This window comes from Clostridium sp. AF28-12, from assembly GCF_003435225.1.
GTDB classification, from domain to species: domain Bacteria; phylum Bacillota; class Clostridia; order Lachnospirales; family Lachnospiraceae; genus Pilosibacter; species Pilosibacter fragilis.
In genome coordinates, this window is record NZ_QWGJ01000002.1 from 162,825 (window position 1) to 184,033 (window position 21,209).

A 21,209-nucleotide genomic window follows, 5' to 3' on the forward strand; every position below is an offset into this window, starting at 1 on the left:
AATAGAAAGATTATACAGAACTGCCGTCCGGTGGTAGATTATCATCAAATATCCTATGGGAATAGTAGGAATATGAACTCTCTATTTACAGGAGAAAACAAGACAGGAGTGAAAAGATATGGAGAGAGGAATTAACACACGATGTTTACACTTAGAGGAAACAGAAGGAAAAACAGATAATTACGGAGCACTGAGCTACCCGATCTATCAGACAGCGACTTACGCCCATGCAGGTGTCGGAAAAAGCACGGGATACGATTACAGCAGACTTCAGAATCCGACGAGAGAGCAGCTTGATAAGGTGGTTGCAAGCCTGGAGGGCGGCATCGATGCTTTCGCCCTTTCGAGCGGAATGGCGGCGATCACACTGCTTATGGAAATCTTCAAGCCGGGTGACCATATTATCGCTGAGGCAGATCTCTACGGCGGAAGTGTCCGTCTGTTCGACAATGTCTCGAAAAAGAACGGATATGAGTTTACATACTTAAACTGTTCCAGGGATGACATCGAAGGTGCCATAAAAGAGAACACGAAGGCGGTCTACATTGAGACGCCGACGAACCCGATGATGAACGTATCTGATATTTCCAAGATCGCGGAGATCGCAAAAAGACACGGACTCTACCTGATCGTCGACAACACATTCCTGTCCCCATATTTTCAGAATCCGTTAAAACTCGGCGCGGATATCGTGATCCACAGCGGAACGAAGTTCCTGGGCGGACACAACGATACCTTAGCCGGATTTATCGTGACAAACAACGAAGAAGTTCAGGAAAAACTTCGGTTTATCATAAAGACGACCGGAGCCGGGCTCGCACCGTTCGACTGCTGGCTGATCTTAAGAGGCATCAAGACTCTCGGAATCCGCATGGAGCGGTCCCAGGAGAATGCCATCAAGATCGCGAACTGGCTGAAGGAACAGCCGGTTGTAAAACATGTATATTATCCGGGACTTCAGGAACACCCGGGATATGAGATCATGAAAAAGCAGGCAAGAGGATTCGGCGCGATGCTGACCTTCGATGTGGACACAGAGGCACATGCGCTGCAGATCCTCGAGAGTGTCAGAATGATCAAATTTGCGGAGAGTCTCGGCGGCGTGGAGACACTGATCACCTACCCGACGACCCAGACCCATGCGGATGTGCCGGAGGAAGTACGGCTGAAAAATGGAATCACGCCGTGCACGCTCCGGGTATCTGTGGGAATCGAGGATATCGAGGACCTTCTCGCGGAGTTAACGGAAGTATTTAAGGGATTGAAATAGGATCAGAAACGCGAAAAGAGGAGAGAATTTCGGCATGGCAGAGAGAAATTTGAATTTTGATGAGATCGTCCAGCGGCGCGGAACGGACTGCCTGAAATATGACTTTGCAAAGAGGAGAGGAAAGCCGGCGGACGTCCTCCCGCTCTGGGTGGCAGACATGGATTTCAAGACATCTTCCTACGTGGAGGATGCGCTGATCGAGCGGGCAGAACATGGAATCTTTGGTTACAGCGATACCCAGAAAGTATATTTTAACGCGGTGGCAGGATGGATGGAACGGCATCATCACTGGAAGATCAAAGAGGACTGGCTGATCAAGACTCCGGGCGTGGTATTTGCCCTGGCAATGGAGGTAAAGGCGTTCACAAAGGCCGGTGACAGCATACTGATCCAGCAGCCGGTCTACTATCCATTTTCCGAGGTGATCCGGGACAATGACCGTGTGATCGTCAGCAATGACCTGATCCTGGGGGACGATAACCGGTATCATATCGACCTGGCTGATTTTGAAAAGCAGATCGTGGAACATGATGTGAAGCTGTTCCTTCTCTGCAATCCCCACAACCCGTCAGGAAGAGTGTTTACGAAGGAAGAACTGACTGCAATGGGAGATATCTGTGTGAAGCACGGTGTCACGGTGGTCAGCGATGAGATCCACAACGATTTCGTGTTCCAGGGCGAACATACGGTGTTTGCGTCCATCAAGAAGGAGTTCGAGGACATCTGCGTGGTCTGCACGTCTCCGAGCAAAACCTTCAACCTGGCCAGCATGATGATCTCGAATATATTTGTCCCGAATAAGGAGCTGAGACAAAAATTTCAGCATCAGGTCGATGCCGCGGGAATCAGCCAGCTGGGCGTACTGGGACTTGTGGCGACACAGACGGCGTATGAGAAGGGCGATGAATGGTATGAGAACATGCTCAAATATGTCTGGGAAAATATCGCCTACGTAAAGAAATATGTGAAGGACAACATGCCGGGAGTGAACGTCATTGACGGCGAGGGAACCTACCTCTTGTGGCTGGATTTCAGAGGGACCGGAATCGATGCCGATGAGCTGGACCGGCGGATCATCTACGACGCAAAGCTGTGGCTGGACAGCGGAAAGATCTTCGGAAAGACAGGAACCGGATTCCAGAGGATCAATGTGGCGGCACCGAGGAAGACGATTGAGGAGTGTATGAAAAGAATAGAAGGAATACTGAAATAGCGCATTTTTGGTCTCATAGGAAGACCGGGATCGCAGGATATGGATTGTGACAGGATAAAAAGTCTCTGGGACAGATTGGAAAATTTTTTGATCTGTTCCGGAGACTTTTTGCAGCTTCCTGCACGATGAATGGGAAGTTACGGAATCCTTACGAAACATGTACGATTTCATTAGAATCCTCCATTAAAAAGAACCGTATGCTATAATAAAATTGGCAGAAAACATGTGAATTCCAGAAAATATGGAATGTTCAGGCAGGAGAAGGATAGAAAGAAATTGGAAATGTAACAGGATGAAAAAAGTGTGAGTGGTAACAGATTTTCAGTGAGGAGGAATGCGGAATGAAGAGAGTGCTGATCGGTGGCTTTTTATCTTTGATTGGAAGTATCTGGGCGATGGCGGTGCTGTTTGTTGCGGGAAGTAATCTGACGTCCGGATGGACAACTCCACCGGGGAGATTTATGACTACGGTGGCGGAAATGGGGCTGTCGGAAGTGTTTGGCATGGCGATCCTTTTCGTTGTTCTGGGGATTGTGATCATGATGGTTGAGTTATTCCGGAGAGATAAGCAGTAGAGATGGTATTCCGTCGATGGTTATGATTTTCTGCGAGTATGTCGTTATCATGTTAATAAGGAGTGAGATTGGTATGAAAAAGAAAACGATGATCCTTTTAACTGCTGTGCTATGCGCATCAGTCGGTGCGCTGGTCATGTTTTTAAACAGACCCTATAAACCAGTATCATTTACTGTCGATGGAGATCAGTGGTCGGCGAAAACTGTTGATGGAGGTTCTCTGCTGCTGGAACTTCATAATGATAATAAAAGCAGAGAATGGTCAATCGTGTCGGAACCAGAAACTTTTGTAAGCGATTATCATAACATTGCGGAAAATATTTCAGAATTTCATATAATTGCATTGGAGGATGGAAATGGTGAGATGGTATTTCAATGTGTAAAAGATGATGGCAGCGCGGACATGTATACGCTTGGACTTTCTATTTCACGTCATCAGAAAACCAATCTTCAAATTGATTCAATTACCTTCAAAATTTCCGGGTGTCTGAAACAGGGGATGGAAGAAAAATTGACAGAAACAGCGAAAGAACCGCGGAAAATCGGGAATGCGCAAGGAAATTTACAAGGAATGGCAATCTATTCTTCCTGCCCTTTTGTGCACGAAGACTCACAATGGGAACTTCAGATCTATGTGCAGGAAGATATGCTCATAGATGGAGAACTGACTATGGATGACAGCTGTCGATTTCTGATACAGGCAGTTTCCGGAGAGGATTCCTATGTATTTTTAGATGAAATGATCCAGTTAGGTATACCGGAGGCGGATATCTGGGAGGACGAACAGGAAAAAATGCATATAGTGCTTCGGGATGTACGGACTGCCAGATATAAAGTGTCTGATTTTGTTTTCAATCCGGAAGAAAAGAAATTTATCGGCAGTGATGTACTGGATGGAGAAGGAATCAATTACATTGGAACGACCGGCAAGTAAGAGAATTTACACCGGCATGATACCGCGAAAAAGATGGTATCAGAGGGAAGGCTTTACATCGTATAAAGCCGTTATGCAGCCATGACTTCTTAATCGCAGTCCATTTTTAAAGAAAAAATCTCAAATACGATTCTTGACATTTTTTGAATTCGTGCTATTATTTACATATACCCGGTATGGGTATATGTAAATGGAAAGGAACGACAAAGATGGAACAGTATACAATAACAGGAATGAGCTGTGCTGCCTGCCAGACCCGCGTGGAGAAGACAGTTTCCAAAGTGCCGGGCGTTACATCCTGCTCCGTGAGCCTGCTCACGAACTCGATGGGTGTCGAAGGTACAGCTTCCTCCTCAGAAATTATCGCGGCAGTTCAGGCTGCCGGTTACGGCGCGTCCGTAAAAGGAGTGGAAAAAGCAGACAGATCCGGAAACGTCACTCTCTATGATGAATCTGCCCTGGAAGACCATGAAACCCCGGCCTTAAAGAAGAGACTCATTTCCTCCATCGGCTTCCTCTTAGTCCTCATGTATTTCTCCATGGGACACATGATGTGGAACTGGCCGCTTCCGGCTTTCTTCAACGGAAACCATGTGGCGATGGGGCTTTTGCAGCTCCTTCTCACCGTGATCGTCATGGTGATCAACCAGAAATTCTTTATCAGTGGCTTTAAGGGCCTGCTCCACGGTTCTCCGAATATGGATACTCTGGTAGCACTGGGATCCAGTGCCTCCTTTGCCTGGAGCACCTATGCCTTATTTATGATGACAGATGCTCAGGTAAAAGGGAACGCGGATGCAGTCATGAGCTATATGCACGAGTTCTACTTTGAGTCCGCGGCGATGATCTTAACCCTTATCACCGTCGGGAAAATGCTGGAAGCGAGATCAAAGGGACGCACCACAGATGCCTTAAAAGGTTTAATGAAGCTGGCCCCGAAGACCGCTGTGATCGAAAAGGACGGCGTTGAGACTACGGTTCCGATCGCCCAGGTTAAAAAAGGCGATATTTTCGTGGTTCGTCCCGGTGAAAATATACCCGTGGATGGTATCGTCTTAGAGGGAAACAGCGCAGTAAATGAATCTGCCCTCACCGGGGAGAGTATTCCGGTGGATAAGGCGGCAGGTGACCCTGTCTCTGCTGCGACATTAAATCAGTCCGGCTTTATCCGCTGCGAGGCATCGAGAGTCGGAGAGGATACCACACTCTCCCAGATCATAAAAATGGTCAGCGATGCGGCGGCAACAAAAGCGCCCATCGCGAAGATCGCCGATAAGGTATCCGGCGTATTTGTACCTGCCGTGATCATGATCGCGATTATCACGACCATCGGCTGGCTCCTCGCAGGCGAGACCATGGCCTTCGCCTTAGCCCGAGGGATCTCCGTTCTCGTCATCAGCTGTCCGTGTGCCTTAGGACTTGCAACGCCGGTAGCTATTATGGTGGGAAACGGAATGGGAGCAAAGAACGGAATTCTCTTTAAGACAGCAGTTTCTCTGGAAGAAACGGGAAAAGTAGAGATCGTTGCCTTAGATAAGACAGGAACCATCACAAGCGGGGAACCCCGCGTGACAGATCTCGTTCCGGAAGATGGAGTGAGCGAGTCAGAACTTCTTTCCATGGCATACGCTCTCGAGAAGAAGAGCGAGCATCCGCTGGCGAAGGCAGTCCTCTTAAAGGGTGAGGAAATGGGGCTTTCCGCAGCTGATGTGACAGATTTTGCGGCACTTCCCGGAAACGGACTTTCTGCGAAATTAAATGGAAATACGATCTACGGCGGAAACATGAAGTTTATCGGAACTCATGTGGCTGTTCCGGAAGATATGAAGAAGAAATCCGAAGCTCTCGCGGAGAGCGGAAAGACTCCGTTATTCTTTGCGGAGAATGAGAAGCTTGTGGGCATCATCGCTGTTGCGGATATGATCAAGGAAGACAGTCCACAGGCAATCCGGGAGCTCCAGAACATGGGAATCCATGTAGTCATGCTGACCGGTGATAATGAGCGCACTGCAAAGACGGTCGGAAAAGAGGCCGGCGTCGACGAGGTCATCGCCGGAGTCCTTCCGGACGGCAAGGAGAGCGTGATCCGAAAGCTGAAAGAAAAAGGCAAGGTTGCCATGGTCGGTGACGGGATCAACGATGCTCCGGCCCTCACAAGAGCCGATATGGGAATCGCCATCGGAGCCGGAACCGACGTCGCCATCGATGCAGCGGATGTGGTCCTCATGAAGAGCCGCTTATCCGATGTCCCGGCAGCAATCCGCTTAAGCCGTGCGACGCTTACGAATATCCACGAGAATCTGTTCTGGGCATTTTTCTACAATGTGATCGGGATCCCGCTTGCGATGGGACTCTGGATCCCCGTATTCGGCTGGAAACTGAATCCGATGTTTGGTGCCGCAGCCATGAGCTTATCCAGCTTCTGCGTTGTATCCAACGCCCTGCGCTTAAATTTCTTTGATATCCGGCGTTCCGACAGGGACAAAAAGATAAAAACAAAAATCCATAACAATAAAGAAAAGGAGAGTAACATGATGGAAAAGACATTAAAAGTTGAAGGTATGATGTGTCCGCACTGCGAGGCAACTGTAAAAAAAGCACTTGAGGCCATTGACGGCGTATCCGTTGCAGAGGCAGATCACGTAAAAGGAACCGCAACGGTGACACTCACAAAAGATGTTCCGACCGAAGTGCTTAAAAAAGCCATCGAGGATAAGGATTACAAGGTGATCGGTTGAGAGTTGACTGCAAAAAATGATTGAATATCAGCTGCCCCGGGATGAAAGATTCCCGGGGTGGCTTTCCTGCTATATAGGCAAATGCCTGTGAGGCAGATCAGAGAAGAAAACATGATATCGTAGGAACGTAAGATTGGGGAGGTTGTGCATGGAGAAAAAATCATGTTGCTGTGCCGGAGAAGCGGAGACAGTAAATGTAAATATGGAGACAACAGGGGTAACAGGAGCAGAAGCAACAGCAAATACGGTGACTGCCGAAACAGAAACACCGTCCGATGACGCTGTCTGCCACTGCCGCCACAAACATAGAACAGAAAAGGAAGAGAAAGATCTTCTGACACGCTTAAACCGCATTGAGGGGCAGGTCCGCGGCATCAAAGCTATGGTTCAGGACGAACGCTACTGCCCGGATATCCTGGTTCAGGTATCTGCCGTCCAGTCTGCCTTAAACGGCTTCTGCAAAGTTCTCTTATCCAACCACATCAAAACCTGCGTGGTGGAAGATATCAAGAACGGAAACGAGGAGACCGCTGTAGCGGAACTCTGCGAGACGATCAAGAAGATGATGTAGAGATGGGAGGTAACAATGAAATTTGAAATATATAAAGTTTTACCCGGAATGTGTTATAATTACCGCAGTTGTATTGTATATAAAACATTTACTCTATCCTTATGATTTTCGTGAAAAATTCCCTTATGACGATCCGCCGCCGAAGTTTTTTGGCTCTTTCTCATTGGGGGAATTAGTACAATATATAATCCAGATATTAACGTTACCTATCATAGGATTTGCTATGATTCCTTTGCAATTTTTAGGGAAGGTAGTGGATGTAATACTGATAATTTTATTAGTTATGTGGTGGTTCATACCAACAGGACTCGCTAGAAAAATAGATGACTGGTAATGGAAAAGCGTCCCTGCTATAAAAGCAGAGGACGATTTTCTATTGCAGTAAGATATGTTTTAGAAAGAGCGAAAAACATTTGTGTAGATGGGATAAATTTTTTTCATCAGATGCGAAGGGCGCATTTTAAAAGGATTAATGGATATAATGTTAGATATAGGAAAAAGTGATCTTATATAGAACAATCGCAGGCATGGATTTTGATTTTCCAGCCTGCGATTATATCTCGTAAATCTATCCGATCGTGCGGTAAGTAAAGAATGCGAAGCCGAGGATACAGAGGGACGCGATGATCTCGCTGATGATCCGGATGATGGTATTTGGGGCGCCGTTGCCGGCGATCCGGTGGATGATCCGGATACTCACAGTGATCGCCACAAGAATGATCAGTGTGAAGTACGCAGTTCGCAACGGAATTACATTGAAAGCGCCGAGACCGGCAGCGATCAGCATGGCAATGGAAAGAAGGATTCTGATTGCTTTCATAAAAACGCCCCCTCTGGATATAAAATTACGGAAAATTTAAGTTGAACGCACATGAACTCTGATGTGTGAACACGGTCAGTACAGGCTGACAAATTCTTTTCAGGATCACAGCATATCTTCGCAGAGTGCTTCTCCCAGATGGAGATGATATTCCCGCTCGGAAAGGCTGTTATGATCCGGCGTTTAAAGAAGTGGGACCTCATGAGTGAGATAAGCAGATGCGATGAGTTCTCTTTCGGATATTATAACACTATTCTGTTTAAAAAGAAAACTTTTCTGTTAATTTCTTTTCAAAAATTTGATCCGTCAGGCATGTGTGACGGATTAAAAATGGGAAGAAGAGTAGAAAATGTAGATAATGTAGATAAAATGCAAAAAATAGAAAAAAATCAAAAAAAGCTGTTGACATTTCCGCAAATCTATATTATACTTACGTACGTAATCGAGACGAGGCGTGGCTCAGTTTGGTAGAGCGCTGCGTTCGGGACGCAGAGGTCGCAAGTTCGAATCTTGTCGCCTCGACTTACTTAAATACTAAGGCCTGTTGGTCAAGCGGTCAAGACGACGCCCTCTCACGGCGTAAACCCGGGTTCGATTCCCGGACAGGTCACTTGCTGTTGCGTTATGCAGCAGCATTTTTTAAAGGTGCTTCCGTGGCTCAGTTGGTAGAGCAACGCATTCGTAATGCGTAGGTCGCCGGTTCGAGTCCGGCCGGGAGCTTACTGATGAAACCCTTGTGAATCAAGGGTTTTTTTGTTGTTCTGTGTGAAGATGAAAACTGTTTGGAATGGACGGCTTTTTGCGTTTTTATAAAAAGAACCCGAATCCATCTCTGGAGAAGTACCAGATGGATTCGGGTCTTTTTACTATTTTGTAAGTTTTTCCAACTCCTCATAAAAAGCCGGATAAGAGATATCCACGCAGTCCGCATCAATGATCTCAGTCTCCCCGTCCGCAGCGAGGGCAGCTACGGCGAAGGTCATGGCGATGCGGTGATCCTTGCGACTGTCGACGACGGCACCGTGGAGCGGTTTTCCGCCGTGGATGATCATGCCATCCTCAGTCTCCTCCACATCGGCGCCCATGGCGCGCAGGTTTTCGACCATGATGGCGATACGGTTGGATTCTTTGACTTTTAACTCAGCGGCATCGCGGATGACCGTGGTCCCCTCGGCGAAACATGCCATCATGGCGATGGTCGGAAGCTCGTCGATGAGAGTCGGGATGATATCGCCCTCGATGACACAGCCCCTTAAGGAACTTGTGCGGACCAGAAGGTCGGCTGTCGGCTCTGCGTTCTCGTGATCCTCGTTTAACAGGGTGAGATCAGCGCCCATAGCCTCACAGACCTTGATGAGTCCGGCTCTTGTCGGGTTGATGCCTACATTCTTAATAAGAACTTCGGAATTTGGCAGAATCAGGCCTGCTGCCACAAAATAGACGGAAGAGGAGATATCTCCCGGCACATCGATCCGGTTTCCAAAAAGCTCTGTTGCCGGCCAGATCGTAACGGTAGTTCCCTTTGATTCCAGCTCTGCGCCGAAAAACTTCAGCATCAGTTCCGTATGATTTCTGGAAACCTGCGGCTCCGTGATACTTGTGAGCCCGTCTGCGTAGAGTCCGGCCAACAGGATCGAAGATTTTACTTGGGCAGATGCGACTTTGGAAGTGTAATGGATCCCTGCAAGCGGTTTTCCACAGATCCTGAGCGGCGCACAGTCATTTCCGCGGACACTCTTGATATCAGCTCCCATCATGGATAACGGCTTGATAATGCGCTTCATCGGACGTTTCTGGATGGATTCGTCACCGGTCAGCGTCACGTCGAAATTCTGCGGCGCGAGAATACCGGAGATGAGTCTTGTGGTGGTTCCAGAGTTGCCGCAGTCCAGGGTCTCGGCAGGGGCAGCCAGTCCGTGCATGCCCTTTCCGTGGACAGTGACAACACCATTTTTATTTTCGATATCGATTCCCATGCGGCGGAAACAGCCGATGGTGGAGAGGCAGTCAGCGCCCTCCAGAAAGTTATGGATCTCTGTAGTTCCCTTCGCAATGGATCCGAACATGACACTGCGGTGGGAGATGGATTTATCGCCCGGGACCGTGATCTCACCCCGGACATGGTCTGCTTTATGTAATTTCATATAAATTCCTCGTAATTTGCGTTTAATACGATCTGATAAAAAACTGGTATGCATTTTGACGTAGCAGTCCGCGTATAACAGGCGGTCATGCGGTATCGGAATATGCTGGCGCATACCTGAATGAAACTATAAGTCTTACTTTGTCAGCACATAGTTATGGCTTTTCAAAAGCTCCGCCGCCTCATTCTTCTTATCTTCCTTATAAAAAGAAATCCGAAGTGCTCCTTCACCTTCCTCGCGGCTGTGATTGATACCTATATTCTTAACACTGATTCCCTTCGCGGCAAGGATCGCAGAGAGGACAGAAATAGATCCCGGCTCATCCAAAACATCCACACAGAAGGAGTAATCCCGCTCGATGGGACCCTGTCCGCGGTTCGGGAATGTGGAACGGTATTTGCCTGATTCCTCGAACATCTTGTAGATCGCGTCACCGTTATGGTTTTCCAGCGTGTCGCAAATGGATTCCAGGGAAGTGATATACCGCTTTAAGAGCACCAGAATATTTTCTGTGTTCGTCATGCAGATCTGCTCCCACATGACAGGGGAGGAGGAGGCGATACGTGTGATATCCTTAAAACCTCCCGCGGCCAGCCGCTTCATGATCTCATCCTTTGAATCGTTGTCATGGACAAGATTAACGAGGCTGGATGCCACAAGGTGCGGCAGATGGCTGATGGCCGCGACGGAAAAATCGTGCTCATGGTAGTCGAGAACGATGGGGAGAGCGCCGATGGCCAGGGCAACCTGGCGGATCCTGCCGATCTGCTCCGGTGTGGATTTTTTTGTAGGTGTAATAATATAGTAGGCATTCTCCAGAAGATGGTCCGTAGAGCTCTCATAGCCGGTTTTTTCAGAACCCGCCATCGGATGGCCGCCGACAAACACATCCTCGTAATCCAGACGTTCCACCGCCTGATGGATGTCTGTCTTTGTGCTTCCGATATCAGTGATCAGCGCACCAGGTTTCAGAAACGGGCGTACCTTTTCGAGGTATACCGCGTTGTATTCTACAGGGGTGCAGAGAAAAATAACGTCACATGCGGAGAGTGTCTCATCGATCCCGTCAAGGATCATGTCGATGGTCCCGTCCGCTTTTGCCTGCTCAAGCTTTGAGCGGGTCCGCATGTACGCCATGATTGTAATATCTTTATTCGCACGGCGAAGGCCTCTGGCGATGGATCCGCCGATCAGGCCAAGGCCGATAAAACCAAATGTAGAATCAGACATTGTACAGCTCCTCCTTTGTCCCTTCGATTTTATAACACAGGGATATGAATGTCAACAAGAAAAATCAATACTTTAAAGTGATAAATCAAACATTGCCAGGATCTGCATATCTGTGGGTGTGCGTCGCATGTCTGCCTACAAAACAGAGAAAAGAGAAGAAGAAAGATCTGTGTCTGCCAGAAAAATTTATAAAAATAGAATGCGGATGTCAATTTTTAATAGATTTTCGTTTGAAACACCCATATTTTCCACCACAATCGAAAAATGACAGAAAATATTTTGTGCAATTTCGATATTTAGCTTGAAAAATTCGAAAAGTTTTGGTAAAATATGACCATAGGCAATAAGCAGTATAGCCAAAACATCTGAACTCCGTAATTTGCGGAAGTCTTTTGAAAAATGGCAAAAAAACATATACGGGAGGGATTCATATGGATATTTATGGAACAAAACAGATCCGAAATGTTGTACTTTTAGGCCACGGCGGCGCCGGTAAGACGACGGTAGCCGAGGCACTGGCTTATCTGACCGGCGTTACAAAGAGAATGGGCAAAGTTGCTGACGGCAATACGATCAGTGACTACGACAAAGAAGAGATTAAGAGACAGTTCTCGATCTCCACTACGATGGTTCCGATCGAGTACGAAGGTGCCGAGGGAAAGATCAAGATCAACCTTCTTGACACTCCGGGTTATTTCGACTTCGTAGGCGAGGTGGAAGAGGCAGTCAGCGCCGCTGACGCAGCGATCATCGTCGTAAACTGTAAGGCAGGAATTGAAGTTGGTACAGAAAAAGCATGGGATCTGTGTGAAGAATATAAACTCCCGAGAATCATATTTGTAACAAACATGGATGATGACCACGCGTCCTTCCGTGAACTGATCTTAAAACTTGAGAAGAAGTTCGGAAGAAAGATTGCTCCGTTCCAGGTACCGATCCGTGAGAACGAGAAGTTCGTCGGCTTCGTAAACGCAGTTAAGATGCAGGGCCGCCGCTTCACAAACCTGTCCGACTATGAGGACTGCGAGATCCCGGAGTACACAAAGAAGAACCTTGGAATTATCCGCGACGCCCTGATCGAAGCTGTTGCTGAGACAAGCGAAGAGTACATGGAGCGTTACTTCTCCGGCGAAGAGTTTACACAGGATGAGATTTACACCGCAGTACAGACCCACGTATGCGACGGTTCTATTGTTCCGGTCATGATGGGTTCCGGCATCAATTGCCAGGGCTTCAACGCATTATTAAATGCTATCGACCGCTACTTCCCGTCACCGGATAAGGGCGAGTGTGTCGGCGTTGACGTATCAAACGGCGAGCACTTTACCGCAAAATACAACGATGAGGTTTCCCTCTCCGCAAGAGTATTCAAGACCATCGTTGACCCGTTTATCGGAAAATATTCCTTGATGAAGGTCTGCACCGGCACATTAAAACCGGACAGCACTCTCTACAATGTAAATAAGGACGCAGAAGAGAAGATCGCGAAAGTCTATGTATTAAGAGGTAAGGACGTGATCGAGGTTCCGGAGCTGAAGGCCGGCGATATCGGTGCCGTCGCGAAGCTCTCCGTGACACAGACAGGCGATACGATCGCTTTAAGATCTGCTCCGATCGTATACCACAAACCGAAGATCTCCACCCCGTATACATATATGCGCTTTGCCGCAAAGACAAAGGGCGACGAGGACAAGATCTCCAGCGCACTCGCAAGAATGATGGAAGAGGACCTGACACTCCGCGTTGTGAACGATACCGAGAACCGCCAGAGCTTACTCTACGGAATCGGCGATCAGCAGCTTGAAGTTACCGTCAGCAAGCTTCTCGGCCGTTATAAAGTCGATGTGGAACTCTCCAAACCGAAATTCGCGTTCCGCGAGACGATCCGCAAGAAAGTGGAGGCTCCTGGCCGTTATAAGAAACAGTCCGGTGGACATGGACAGTTTGGTGACGTTAAGATGTCCTTCGAGCCGTCCGGCGATCTCGAGACACCTTATATCTTTGAAGAAAAAGTATTCGGCGGCGCAGTTCCGAAGAACTACTTCCCGGCAGTTGAAAAGGGCGTACAGGAATGCTGTACAAAGGGTCCGTTAGCCGGTTATCCGGTAGTCGGCATCAAGGCAACGCTCCTCGATGGCTCCTACCATCCGGTTGACTCCTCCGAGATGGCATTCAAGATGGCTGCAACCCTGGCCTTCAAGAAGGGCTTTATGGATGCCAACCCGGTTCTCTTAGAGCCGATCGCTTCCGTAAAAGTCGTTGTTCCGGATAAGTTTACCGGAGACGTTATGGGTGACTTAAACAGAAGAAGAGGACGTGTTCTCGGAATGAATTCTCTCCATGGTGGAAAGCAGGAGATCGTTGCTGATGTTCCGATGTCCGAGATGTTCGGCTACAACACAGACCTCCGCTCCATGACCGGCGGTATCGGCGTATTCTCCTACGAATTCAGCCGCTATGAGCAGGCTCCTGGCGATGTTCAGAAGAAGGAAGTGGAAGCGAGAACGGCAGGCGGAGAAGTAGAGGCGTAAGCTTTGAAGATCCTCGTGAAAACTGAATAAAAGATGACTGCAGGGATCAGCTGTATGGCTGGTCCCTGTTTTTGCCGAAATTCTGCCATAGTTTTCCTCTGACTTCCATCTGGACAGAAAGAGAGAAAAATGGTATAGTTATAAACTGGTAAGCTTTAAATCAGCCGGATAAAAAACAAACTGCAAATCGGATAAAATTTTGCTCTATGACAAAATACTCCGGCAAAAAATGAGGAATTAGAATGAGAAAATGGTTTTTGATTATGGCCACAGCGGTGGTACTTTGTTCCGCCTGCGGCAAGAAAGACGCTTCAGTGAACGATGTGACTCAGGCGGCACAGGCAAGTTCGACGGAAGCGGAGAATCTCTATAAGGAGGGATCCCAGTACGTCGGGGAAGAGGACTACGAGAGTGCCATCGAATCCCTTTTAAAATGTATTGAACTGGATCCGGATTACAGCAAAGCCTATATCCAGCTTTCCAAAGCCTATATTGGAAATGAAGAGTACGATGAAGCTATGGCGATCCTGCAGCAGGGATATGAGAAGACAAAGGATACGTCCCTGGAAAAAGAACAGGATAACTGTGTCCGCACGATCTGCCAGGTCCTGACAGACAACGAGGATTACGAGACAGCGATCCCGTGGCTTTTAAAACTTCAGGAACTCGATGGTGTCACCGTGGAGAATTCCCTGCAGCTTGCGGAAGCATATTCCATGATGGATGATTATGAAAATGCAGTGTCAGTTCTTCAGAAAGCAGATCAGAATGATGCAAGTATTAAAAATGCCCTGCTGGAGGCAAGAGTTGCCTACGGACAGTACTGCTACGATGAAGGAAAGAACGATCAGGCGATCGAGACTTTAAAGGCTGTGATCGATGAGGCGCCAGACCGGATCGATGCATACTCTATGCTGATCGGTGTATATGTAGATGCAGGAAAAGTAAAAGAGGCGGAGAGTATCGTCCAGAGTGGTCTTGAGCGGTTCGTAAACCAGAATTCTACGGTGACAGATGACCAGCTTGATGAATTTTTAAATTCCGCATCTTCCTATTATCTGGAACTCGAGGATGTGGATGCCTGCCTGAGATTCTGGGAGAAGGCAGTTTCCATGAGACCTGGAAATAAAAGTTATAAAGAAGAACTGGACAGCTACCGTTCCTCCGCTGCAGACGAGTCCTACGCGAAGGCAGATGAACTTCTGGAAGCAGGGGACGTGGAAGGCGCTTCCAAGTATTATAAGCGTGCCTTTGCGCTGGCTCCGTCAAACTATGACGCGGGAGTGATCAGCGGAGGCGACTATACATACTGCCTGAACAAAGATGGTTCCTGGAGACTTGGCTGGTATACAGATGAGACTGGCGGCTCCTACTACTTCAATCCGGCAGCGGGACGTCTCTACGCCAGTGCGGTGACGGGATACCAGCAGCTTGACGGTGCGGTATACTATTTTGAGGATGACGGCAGAATGCTGGTGGATGATACGACTCCAGATGGCCGTTATGCGGATGTGGATGGAAAACTTTTAGACCACAATCCATATGAGGATGAGACCGCTGAAGAGGATGAGACGGATGCTGCCGAGGATGAGACTGAGGCAGATACAGAAGAGAAGACGACAGGAAGCTCTGAGAAGGAATCTACGGCGGCTTCTGTGAAAGAGACAACAGCAGCAGTTAAGGAAACGGTGGAGACCACAAAGGCAAATCCGCAGCCGACGCAGGCAGCAGCCGTGAATTCAGGAAACCTGAAACTGAATGCGGACACTCTTCAGGAAGCTCATGACAATGGCGGAACAACAACCTACGAGAAGACAGATCTCTTCGACGGATCCACAGGAAAGCTGACCATGGGAGATGTCTATAACTGCCTTGCCAAGTACGGAAAGACCGAGTGGGTATCCCAGAAACTTCCGTATGAGCTGAAGGTCGGAAACTTAAAGGTATGGATCCTGCCTGGCGATAACTGGAATACAACAGGACTCGTCATTAAAGACGCGTCCCAGTATTTTGAGGTATTAAAGAAGAAGGCGCTTCCGGATAATGTACAGTTTGCGATCGAATTCGATTTCACCGCGACAGATAAGCTTGACATCAATAAAGTGAGACGTGTGAACGGAAACTAAGATGCTGTAAGAAATAAAAACGGGAATTCCTGCAGAAATGTTGGAATTTCCGTTTTTTTTAATGGGATTCTGCACCTGAAATGTGTAGAATCTGAAAAAACGCCGCCTGGAATCCATAATGGAAAGCCGGGCGGCGTAAATATTCTCTGAGATTTAAAATTAAAGAAGACCCTCGTTGTACTTTCTGATAAGTTTCTGGATCTTGTCTGTCGGGGACAGGGAGTTTCCGATGGAAACGTCGTGGTTTAAGGAGTTGATGATGGCAGCAATGTACTTGCTCATATCAGCTTCCACATACCATTCCTTTGTAAAGAGTTCCGGGGAACGGTAGTTTAAGTTTGTTGTGACAACGCTGTCGATGTAGCCCTTCTGGTAGAACTCATCGAATTTCTCGAAGCCTGCGGTGAAGAGACCGAAGGTGCAGCATACAACGACCTTCTCGGCCTTGCGCTCCTTTAACTCTTTTGCAGTATCAAGCATGCTCTCGCCGGAGGCGATCATATCGTCAACGACGATCACAGTCTTTCCTTCAACGGAGCTTCCGAGGAACTCGTGGGCAACGATCGGGTTTCTTCCGTTGATGACCTTGGAGTAATCTCTTCTCTTGTAGAACATACCCATATCAACGCCGAGGTTGTTGGCGAGATATACGGCACGGCTCATTGCACCTTCGTCCGGGCTGATGACCATTAAGTGGTCTTTATCGATCTTTAAGGTATTGTCATGTTTAAACAGTGCTTTTACGAACTGGTAGGTCGGCATAAAGTTGTCGAGGCCGGATAACGGGATCGCGTTCTGTACGCGCGGGTCATGTGCATCAAATGTGATGATGTTGGATACGCCCATGCTTACTAACTCTTCAAGTGCCATTGCACAGTCTAAAGACTCTCTGTGAGTACGCTTGTGCTGACGGCTCTCGTAAAGGAACGGCATGATAACGTTGATACGGTGTGCGGTGGATGCCGTAGCGCCGATGATTCTCTTGAGATCCTGATAGTGGTCATCCGGGGACATGTGGTTTACATATCCGGACATCTTGTAGGTAAGAGAATGGTTTGTTACATCGACCATGCAGAAAATATCGGTTCCGCGGACAGATTCGTTTACGATCCCCTTTGCTTCACCACTTCCGAAACGCGGGCAGGCGCAGTCGAGAAGATAGGAGTCAACATCGTAGCCACGGTACTGTAAATTTCCCTGGCGGCGAAGTAATTCTTCCGCATCGTTGCGGCGGAAGTTTACGATGTGGTCATTGACTTTCTGCGCAAGATCACGGCAGCTCTCAAGAGCAGCGATCTTAAGCGGTGCAAGCGGCAGACGGTCGTTGAAAACGTACTGATTAGACATGTCAGATAATCCTCCGATTTTTTGTGTTGCGGTCCGGCCTCTGCGGTCGGACTGTCAGATCATATTTTTGCCTGGATCTCCTTATTTATACGGGAACCTGCAGGCATCCACGCCGAGTATACCATTTTCAGACATTTTTCGTCAATAGTTTCCCATGAAAATTCGAAGGAAAAAAGAATATCGTTCCTTTACAAATCGGAGGAAGATTGGTATGATTAAGTTTAGAACCATGCAGGAAGGATAAAAGAAGTGAAATATCAGGGACATAAAATTATGGCAGTTACCCCCGGATCCATCGCGGAAGAGCTGGAACTGGAACCGGGAGATGTGCTGCTTACCATAGACGGGGAAGAGCTGGAAGATATCTTTGACTACGACTATATGACGGATGCCGAGAGCTTCGTGATGGTCGTGCGGAAGGCAAACGGAGAAGAGTGGGAACTTGAGATCGAGAGCGGCGGTGAGGACCTGGGACTTACCTTTGAAAACGGACTTATGAGTGACTATAAGTCCTGCTCTAATAAGTGCATCTTCTGCTTTATCGACCAGATGCCGCCGGGAATGCGTGAGACGCTCTACTTTAAGGACGACGACTCCAGACTTTCGTTCCTTCAAGGAAACTACATCACCCTGACAAATATGAAGGATAAAGATATCGAGCGGATCATCCGCTTCCACCTGGCCCCGATTAATATCTCCGTGCAGACTATGAACCCGGAGCTACGCTGTAAGATGCTCCACAACCGGTTTGCGGGGGAGGCGTTAAAGAAGATCGACCGTCTTTACGAGGCGGGAACGGAGATGAACGGACAGATCGTTCTATGCCGGGGCGTCAATGACGGAAATGAGCTGGCGTACACCATCGAACAGCTCTCAAAGTACGCGCCGGTGATGCAGAGCGTGTCGGTGGTTCCGGTCGGTCTCTCGAAGTATCGTGAGGGTCTTTACCCGCTGGAACCGTTTACAAAGGAAGATGCCTGCGAGGTGATCGATCTCATCGAAAAATGGCAGAAGATCAACTACGAGCGCCACGGGATCCACTTTATCCATGCAAGTGATGAGTGGTATATCCTGGCGGAGCGCGAGATGCCGGAGGAAGGAAGATACGACGGATATATCCAGCTGGAGAACGGCGTCGGTATGCTGCGGCTGCTGCATGAGGAAGTCATGGATGCCCTGGATGAGAAGACGGACGATGGAAAAGAGGAAGAACTCTCAATCGCCACAGGACGTCTGCCGTATCCGTATCTGGACACGCTTGTAAAGGAGATCATGAAAGTCTATCCGGGACGAAAGGTCCATATCTACCCGATCCGGAATGATTTCTTCGGCGAAAAGATCACGGTGGCGGGACTGATCACAGGACAGGATCTGATCGCCCAGTTAAAGGATAAGCCTTTAGGCGACAGGCTGATCCTTCCGGCCGTTATGTTTAAGAGCGGCGAGGAGATTTTCCTGGATGATATCACAAAGACCCAGGCGGAAGATGCTTTACAGATTCCGATAAATATAGTAAAATCAAGCGGATATGACCTTGTGGACGCGATCCTTGACCCGGAGGCGGCGAGAGAACAGACTGCGGAACACGGGGCATATGAGCTTACAATGAAAGATGCCGGTCTCACAGAGGACGGGGAAGTTATCCCTGATTGGGACGGCGAAGTATAGAAATGAGGAAAATATATGAGTAAACCAGTAGTGGCGATCGTCGGCAGACCGAATGTGGGAAAATCCACACTCTTCAACGTCCTTGCCGGCAGCACGATCTCGATCGTAAAAGACACTCCGGGTGTGACAAGAGACCGTATCTATGCGGACTGCACCTGGTTAAACAACAATTTTACCTTAATTGATACAGGCGGAATCGAGCCGGATTCCAAGGATATCATCCTTGCGCAGATGCGTGAGCAGGCGCAGATCGCCATCGATACCGCGGACGTTATAATTTTTATCGTGGATGTGCGCCAGGGTCTCGTCGACGCGGACTCCAAGGTTGCGGACATGTTAAGAAAGTCCAAGAAACCGGTCGTTCTTGCGGTCAATAAGGTGGACAGCATGGCGAAGTTCGGAAACGATGTATACGAATTCTATAACCTGGGAATCGGAGACCCGGTCCCGGTATCCGCGGCTTCAAGACTTGGCCTTGGCGAGCTTCTCGATGAGGTAGTCAAGTATTTCCGTGAGGACCAGTATGACGACAGCGAGGATGACCGTCCGAGAATCGCCATCGTGGGAAAACCGAACGTCGGAAAATCCTCTATTATCAATAAGCTTCTCGGTGAAAACCGTGTGATCGTATCCAACATCGCCGGAACCACAAGAGACGCTGTCGATACAGAGATCGTGCGAAACGGCACTGAATATATCTTTATCGATACTGCGGGCTTAAGAAGAAAGAGCAAGATCAAAGAGGATATCGAGCGCTACAGTATTATCCGTACTGTGACAGCGGTGGAGCGCGCTGATGTGGTCCTCATGGTCATCGATGCCGTTGAGGGAATCACTGAGCAGGACGCAAAGATCGCCGGTATCGCCCATGACCGCGGAAAAGGCGTGATCGTCGTTGTCAACAAGTGGGATGCCATCGAGAAGAACGACAAGACGATCTATGAGTACACAAGAAAATTAAAAGAGACCCTGTCCTACATGCCGTATGCGGAGTATATCTTCGTGTCCGCCCTGACCGGACAGAGAATGGAAAAGCTCTTCGAGCTCATCGATATGGTCCGCGAGAACCAGACGCTCCGCGTGGCTACCGGTGTATTGAACGAGATCGTGACAGAAGCTGTCGCTATGCAGCAGCCGCCGTCCGACAAGGGCAAACGCTTAAAGATCTACTATGTGACCCAGGTTGCGGTAAAACCGCCGACCTTTGTTATCTTCGTAAACGATAAGGAGTTAATGCATTTCTCCTACACGAGATACTTAGAGAACAAGATCCGTGAGGCCTTCGGCTTCCGCGGAACATCCTTAAAATTCATCATCCGCGAGAGGAAGGAGAAGGATTAAGCAATGGGCAGAGTGATTTGTCTTGTTATGGGTTATGTGTTTGGATTATTCCAGACAGGATATCTTTACGGTAAGATGAACCATATCGATATCAGAAACTACGGAAGCGGAAACTCCGGAACGACAAATGCGCTCCGGGTCATGGGAAAAAAAGCGGGGCTCATCGTGTTCGCGGGAGATTTTTTAAAGACGGTGTTCGCCTGTCTTGCGGCGCGGATCATCTTTAAGGGAAGCCCGGACACAGACCTCTATGTGCTCTACGCAGGTCTCGGCGTTGTCCTCGGTCATAATTTCCCGTGTTATTTAAACTTCAAGGGAGGAAAGGGAATTGCCTCCATGGCGGGTATCCTCGTGTCCATGGACTGGCGCGTGACGCTTGTCTGTGCAGCACTGTTCCTTGGAGCTGTCATCATTACAAGATATGTCTCCCTTGGTTCTATTCTGGTGGTGATCTCATTCTTTATCCAGATACTGGTCTACGGGGCGCATGGAACATTTACCGTCTCTGCAGATCATCTCATGGAGTTTTATGTCGTTGCCTTCGTCCTGATGGCGATGGCGATCTGGAGACACAAGACGAACATAAAAAGACTTTTATCCGGCACAGAGAACAAGCTCTGGGGTGGAAAGAAAAACTGAATAAGCGCTTAAGCACGAAAATATCAGTCGGTACAGGGCAGTGAGATTAAAGAGAAAAGGAG

At 48.3% G+C, this 21,209-nt stretch carries 16 protein-coding genes and 3 tRNA genes; 15 read left to right on the plus strand and 4 right to left on the minus strand.

Annotation, left to right across the window (positions count from 1 at the left end):
- Positions 1–118: 118 nt before the first annotated feature.
- The 7 genes from DWY93_RS02925 (at position 119) to DWY93_RS02955 (ending at position 7,635) form a co-directional block, all read left to right on the plus strand.
- A complete protein-coding gene (locus DWY93_RS02925; RefSeq protein ID WP_117471745.1) occupies positions 119–1,270 on the plus strand; it encodes a PLP-dependent aspartate aminotransferase family protein in 1,152 nt (383 codons plus the stop codon).
- Positions 1,271–1,304: 34 nt separating this feature from the next.
- Positions 1,305–2,483 (plus strand): MalY/PatB family protein, encoded by a 1,179-nt coding sequence (locus tag DWY93_RS02930; protein ID WP_117471746.1) that lies wholly within the window; start codon positions 1,305–1,307, stop codon positions 2,481–2,483.
- Positions 2,484–2,824: 341 nt separating this feature from the next.
- Complete coding sequence (locus tag DWY93_RS02935; RefSeq protein WP_015554280.1) at positions 2,825–3,058, plus strand: hypothetical protein; 234 nt, start codon at positions 2,825–2,827, stop codon at positions 3,056–3,058.
- 73 nt (positions 3,059–3,131) lie between these two features.
- Positions 3,132–3,992 carry a hypothetical protein gene (locus DWY93_RS02940; RefSeq protein ID WP_117566410.1) on the plus strand — a complete coding sequence of 287 codons (861 nt, stop codon included), beginning with the start codon at positions 3,132–3,134 and terminating at the stop codon, positions 3,990–3,992.
- Between the two features lie 209 nt (positions 3,993–4,201).
- On the plus strand, positions 4,202–6,730 hold the full coding sequence (locus tag DWY93_RS02945) for a heavy metal translocating P-type ATPase (RefSeq protein WP_117471748.1): 2,529 nt from the start codon (positions 4,202–4,204) through the stop codon (positions 6,728–6,730).
- Positions 6,731–6,977: 247 nt separating this feature from the next.
- Positions 6,978–7,301 (plus strand): metal-sensing transcriptional repressor, encoded by a 324-nt coding sequence (locus DWY93_RS02950; protein WP_117471811.1) that lies wholly within the window; start codon positions 6,978–6,980, stop codon positions 7,299–7,301.
- Between the two features lie 22 nt (positions 7,302–7,323).
- The gene (locus DWY93_RS02955) at positions 7,324–7,635 is read left to right on the plus strand and encodes a hypothetical protein (RefSeq protein ID WP_117471749.1); all 312 of its coding nucleotides are present in this window, start codon (positions 7,324–7,326) and stop codon (positions 7,633–7,635) included.
- A gap of 234 nt (positions 7,636–7,869) precedes the next feature.
- On the opposite strand, the gene DWY93_RS02960 is transcribed toward DWY93_RS02955, so the two are convergent.
- On the minus strand, positions 7,870–8,121 hold the full coding sequence (locus DWY93_RS02960; protein ID WP_015554284.1) for a hypothetical protein: 252 nt from the start codon (positions 8,119–8,121) through the stop codon (positions 7,870–7,872).
- Positions 8,122–8,569: 448 nt separating this feature from the next.
- On the opposite strand from DWY93_RS02960, the gene DWY93_RS02970 reads away from it, so the two are divergent.
- The 3 genes from DWY93_RS02970 (at position 8,570) to DWY93_RS02980 (ending at position 8,841) form a co-directional block, all read left to right on the plus strand.
- A tRNA-Pro gene (locus DWY93_RS02970) sits at positions 8,570–8,643 on the plus strand.
- A gap of 16 nt (positions 8,644–8,659) precedes the next feature.
- Positions 8,660–8,731 (plus strand) — tRNA-Glu (locus DWY93_RS02975).
- A 37-nt stretch (positions 8,732–8,768) separates the two neighbouring features.
- Positions 8,769–8,841 (plus strand) — tRNA-Thr (locus DWY93_RS02980).
- A 146-nt stretch (positions 8,842–8,987) separates the two neighbouring features.
- Here the strand turns inward: DWY93_RS02980 and aroA are convergent.
- Entirely contained in the window at positions 8,988–10,265 is a 1,278-nt protein-coding gene (gene aroA / locus DWY93_RS02985; protein WP_117471751.1) for a 3-phosphoshikimate 1-carboxyvinyltransferase, read from the minus strand.
- 135 nt (positions 10,266–10,400) lie between these two features.
- Positions 10,401–11,528 (minus strand): prephenate dehydrogenase, encoded by a 1,128-nt coding sequence (locus tag DWY93_RS02990; protein ID WP_278286466.1) that lies wholly within the window; start codon positions 11,526–11,528, stop codon positions 10,401–10,403.
- 398 nt (positions 11,529–11,926) lie between these two features.
- On the opposite strand from DWY93_RS02990, the gene DWY93_RS02995 reads away from it, so the two are divergent.
- Both DWY93_RS02995 and DWY93_RS03000 read left to right on the plus strand, forming a co-directional pair.
- Positions 11,927–14,026, plus strand: coding sequence for an elongation factor G (locus tag DWY93_RS02995; protein ID WP_117469472.1), 2,100 nt, complete (start codon positions 11,927–11,929; stop codon positions 14,024–14,026).
- Positions 14,027–14,268: 242 nt separating this feature from the next.
- On the plus strand, positions 14,269–16,152 hold the full coding sequence (locus DWY93_RS03000) for a tetratricopeptide repeat protein (RefSeq protein ID WP_117471753.1): 1,884 nt from the start codon (positions 14,269–14,271) through the stop codon (positions 16,150–16,152).
- A 159-nt stretch (positions 16,153–16,311) separates the two neighbouring features.
- Here DWY93_RS03000 and DWY93_RS03005 read toward each other — a convergent pair whose 3' ends face one another.
- Positions 16,312–17,499 carry a ribose-phosphate pyrophosphokinase gene (locus DWY93_RS03005; RefSeq protein WP_015554290.1) on the minus strand — a complete coding sequence of 396 codons (1,188 nt, stop codon included), beginning with the start codon at positions 17,497–17,499 and terminating at the stop codon, positions 16,312–16,314.
- A gap of 273 nt (positions 17,500–17,772) precedes the next feature.
- Here DWY93_RS03005 and DWY93_RS03010 point away from each other — a divergent pair, with 273 nt between their 5' ends.
- The 3 genes from DWY93_RS03010 to plsY are packed head-to-tail and all read left to right on the plus strand — an operon-like array spanning position 17,773 to position 21,147.
- Entirely contained in the window at positions 17,773–19,167 is a 1,395-nt protein-coding gene (locus DWY93_RS03010; protein WP_117471754.1) for a DUF512 domain-containing protein, read from the plus strand.
- A gap of 15 nt (positions 19,168–19,182) precedes the next feature.
- Entirely contained in the window at positions 19,183–20,508 is a 1,326-nt protein-coding gene (der, locus tag DWY93_RS03015; protein ID WP_015554291.1) for a ribosome biogenesis GTPase Der, read from the plus strand.
- A gap of 3 nt (positions 20,509–20,511) precedes the next feature.
- Positions 20,512–21,147 (plus strand): glycerol-3-phosphate 1-O-acyltransferase PlsY, encoded by a 636-nt coding sequence (gene plsY / locus DWY93_RS03020; RefSeq protein ID WP_015554292.1) that lies wholly within the window; start codon positions 20,512–20,514, stop codon positions 21,145–21,147.
- Positions 21,148–21,209 lie beyond the last annotated feature (62 nt).

Excerpts from the sequence above, each read along its gene's own strand:
- DWY93_RS02935 (WP_015554280.1), top strand. The coding sequence starts at position 2,825 with ATGAAGAGAGTGCTGATCGGTGGCTTTTTATCTTTGATTGGAAGTATC.
- DWY93_RS02960 (WP_015554284.1), bottom strand. The coding sequence starts at position 8,121 with ATGAAAGCAATCAGAATCCTTCTTTCCATTGCCATGCTGATCGCTGCC.
- der (WP_015554291.1), top strand. The coding sequence starts at position 19,183 with ATGAGTAAACCAGTAGTGGCGATCGTCGGCAGACCGAATGTGGGAAAA.
- DWY93_RS03005 (WP_015554290.1), bottom strand. The coding sequence starts at position 17,499 with ATGTCTAATCAGTACGTTTTCAACGACCGTCTGCCGCTTGCACCGCTT.
- DWY93_RS02925 (WP_117471745.1), top strand. The coding sequence starts at position 119 with ATGGAGAGAGGAATTAACACACGATGTTTACACTTAGAGGAAACAGAA.
- DWY93_RS02930 (WP_117471746.1), top strand. The coding sequence starts at position 1,305 with ATGGCAGAGAGAAATTTGAATTTTGATGAGATCGTCCAGCGGCGCGGA.
- DWY93_RS02995 (WP_117469472.1), top strand. The coding sequence starts at position 11,927 with ATGGATATTTATGGAACAAAACAGATCCGAAATGTTGTACTTTTAGGC.
- plsY (WP_015554292.1), top strand. The coding sequence starts at position 20,512 with ATGGGCAGAGTGATTTGTCTTGTTATGGGTTATGTGTTTGGATTATTC.
- DWY93_RS02945 (WP_117471748.1), top strand. The coding sequence starts at position 4,202 with ATGGAACAGTATACAATAACAGGAATGAGCTGTGCTGCCTGCCAGACC.
- DWY93_RS03010 (WP_117471754.1), top strand. The coding sequence starts at position 17,773 with ATGGCAGTTACCCCCGGATCCATCGCGGAAGAGCTGGAACTGGAACCG.
- DWY93_RS02940 (WP_117566410.1), top strand. The coding sequence starts at position 3,132 with ATGAAAAAGAAAACGATGATCCTTTTAACTGCTGTGCTATGCGCATCA.
- DWY93_RS03000 (WP_117471753.1), top strand. The coding sequence starts at position 14,269 with ATGAGAAAATGGTTTTTGATTATGGCCACAGCGGTGGTACTTTGTTCC.
- aroA (WP_117471751.1), bottom strand. The coding sequence starts at position 10,265 with ATGAAATTACATAAAGCAGACCATGTCCGGGGTGAGATCACGGTCCCG.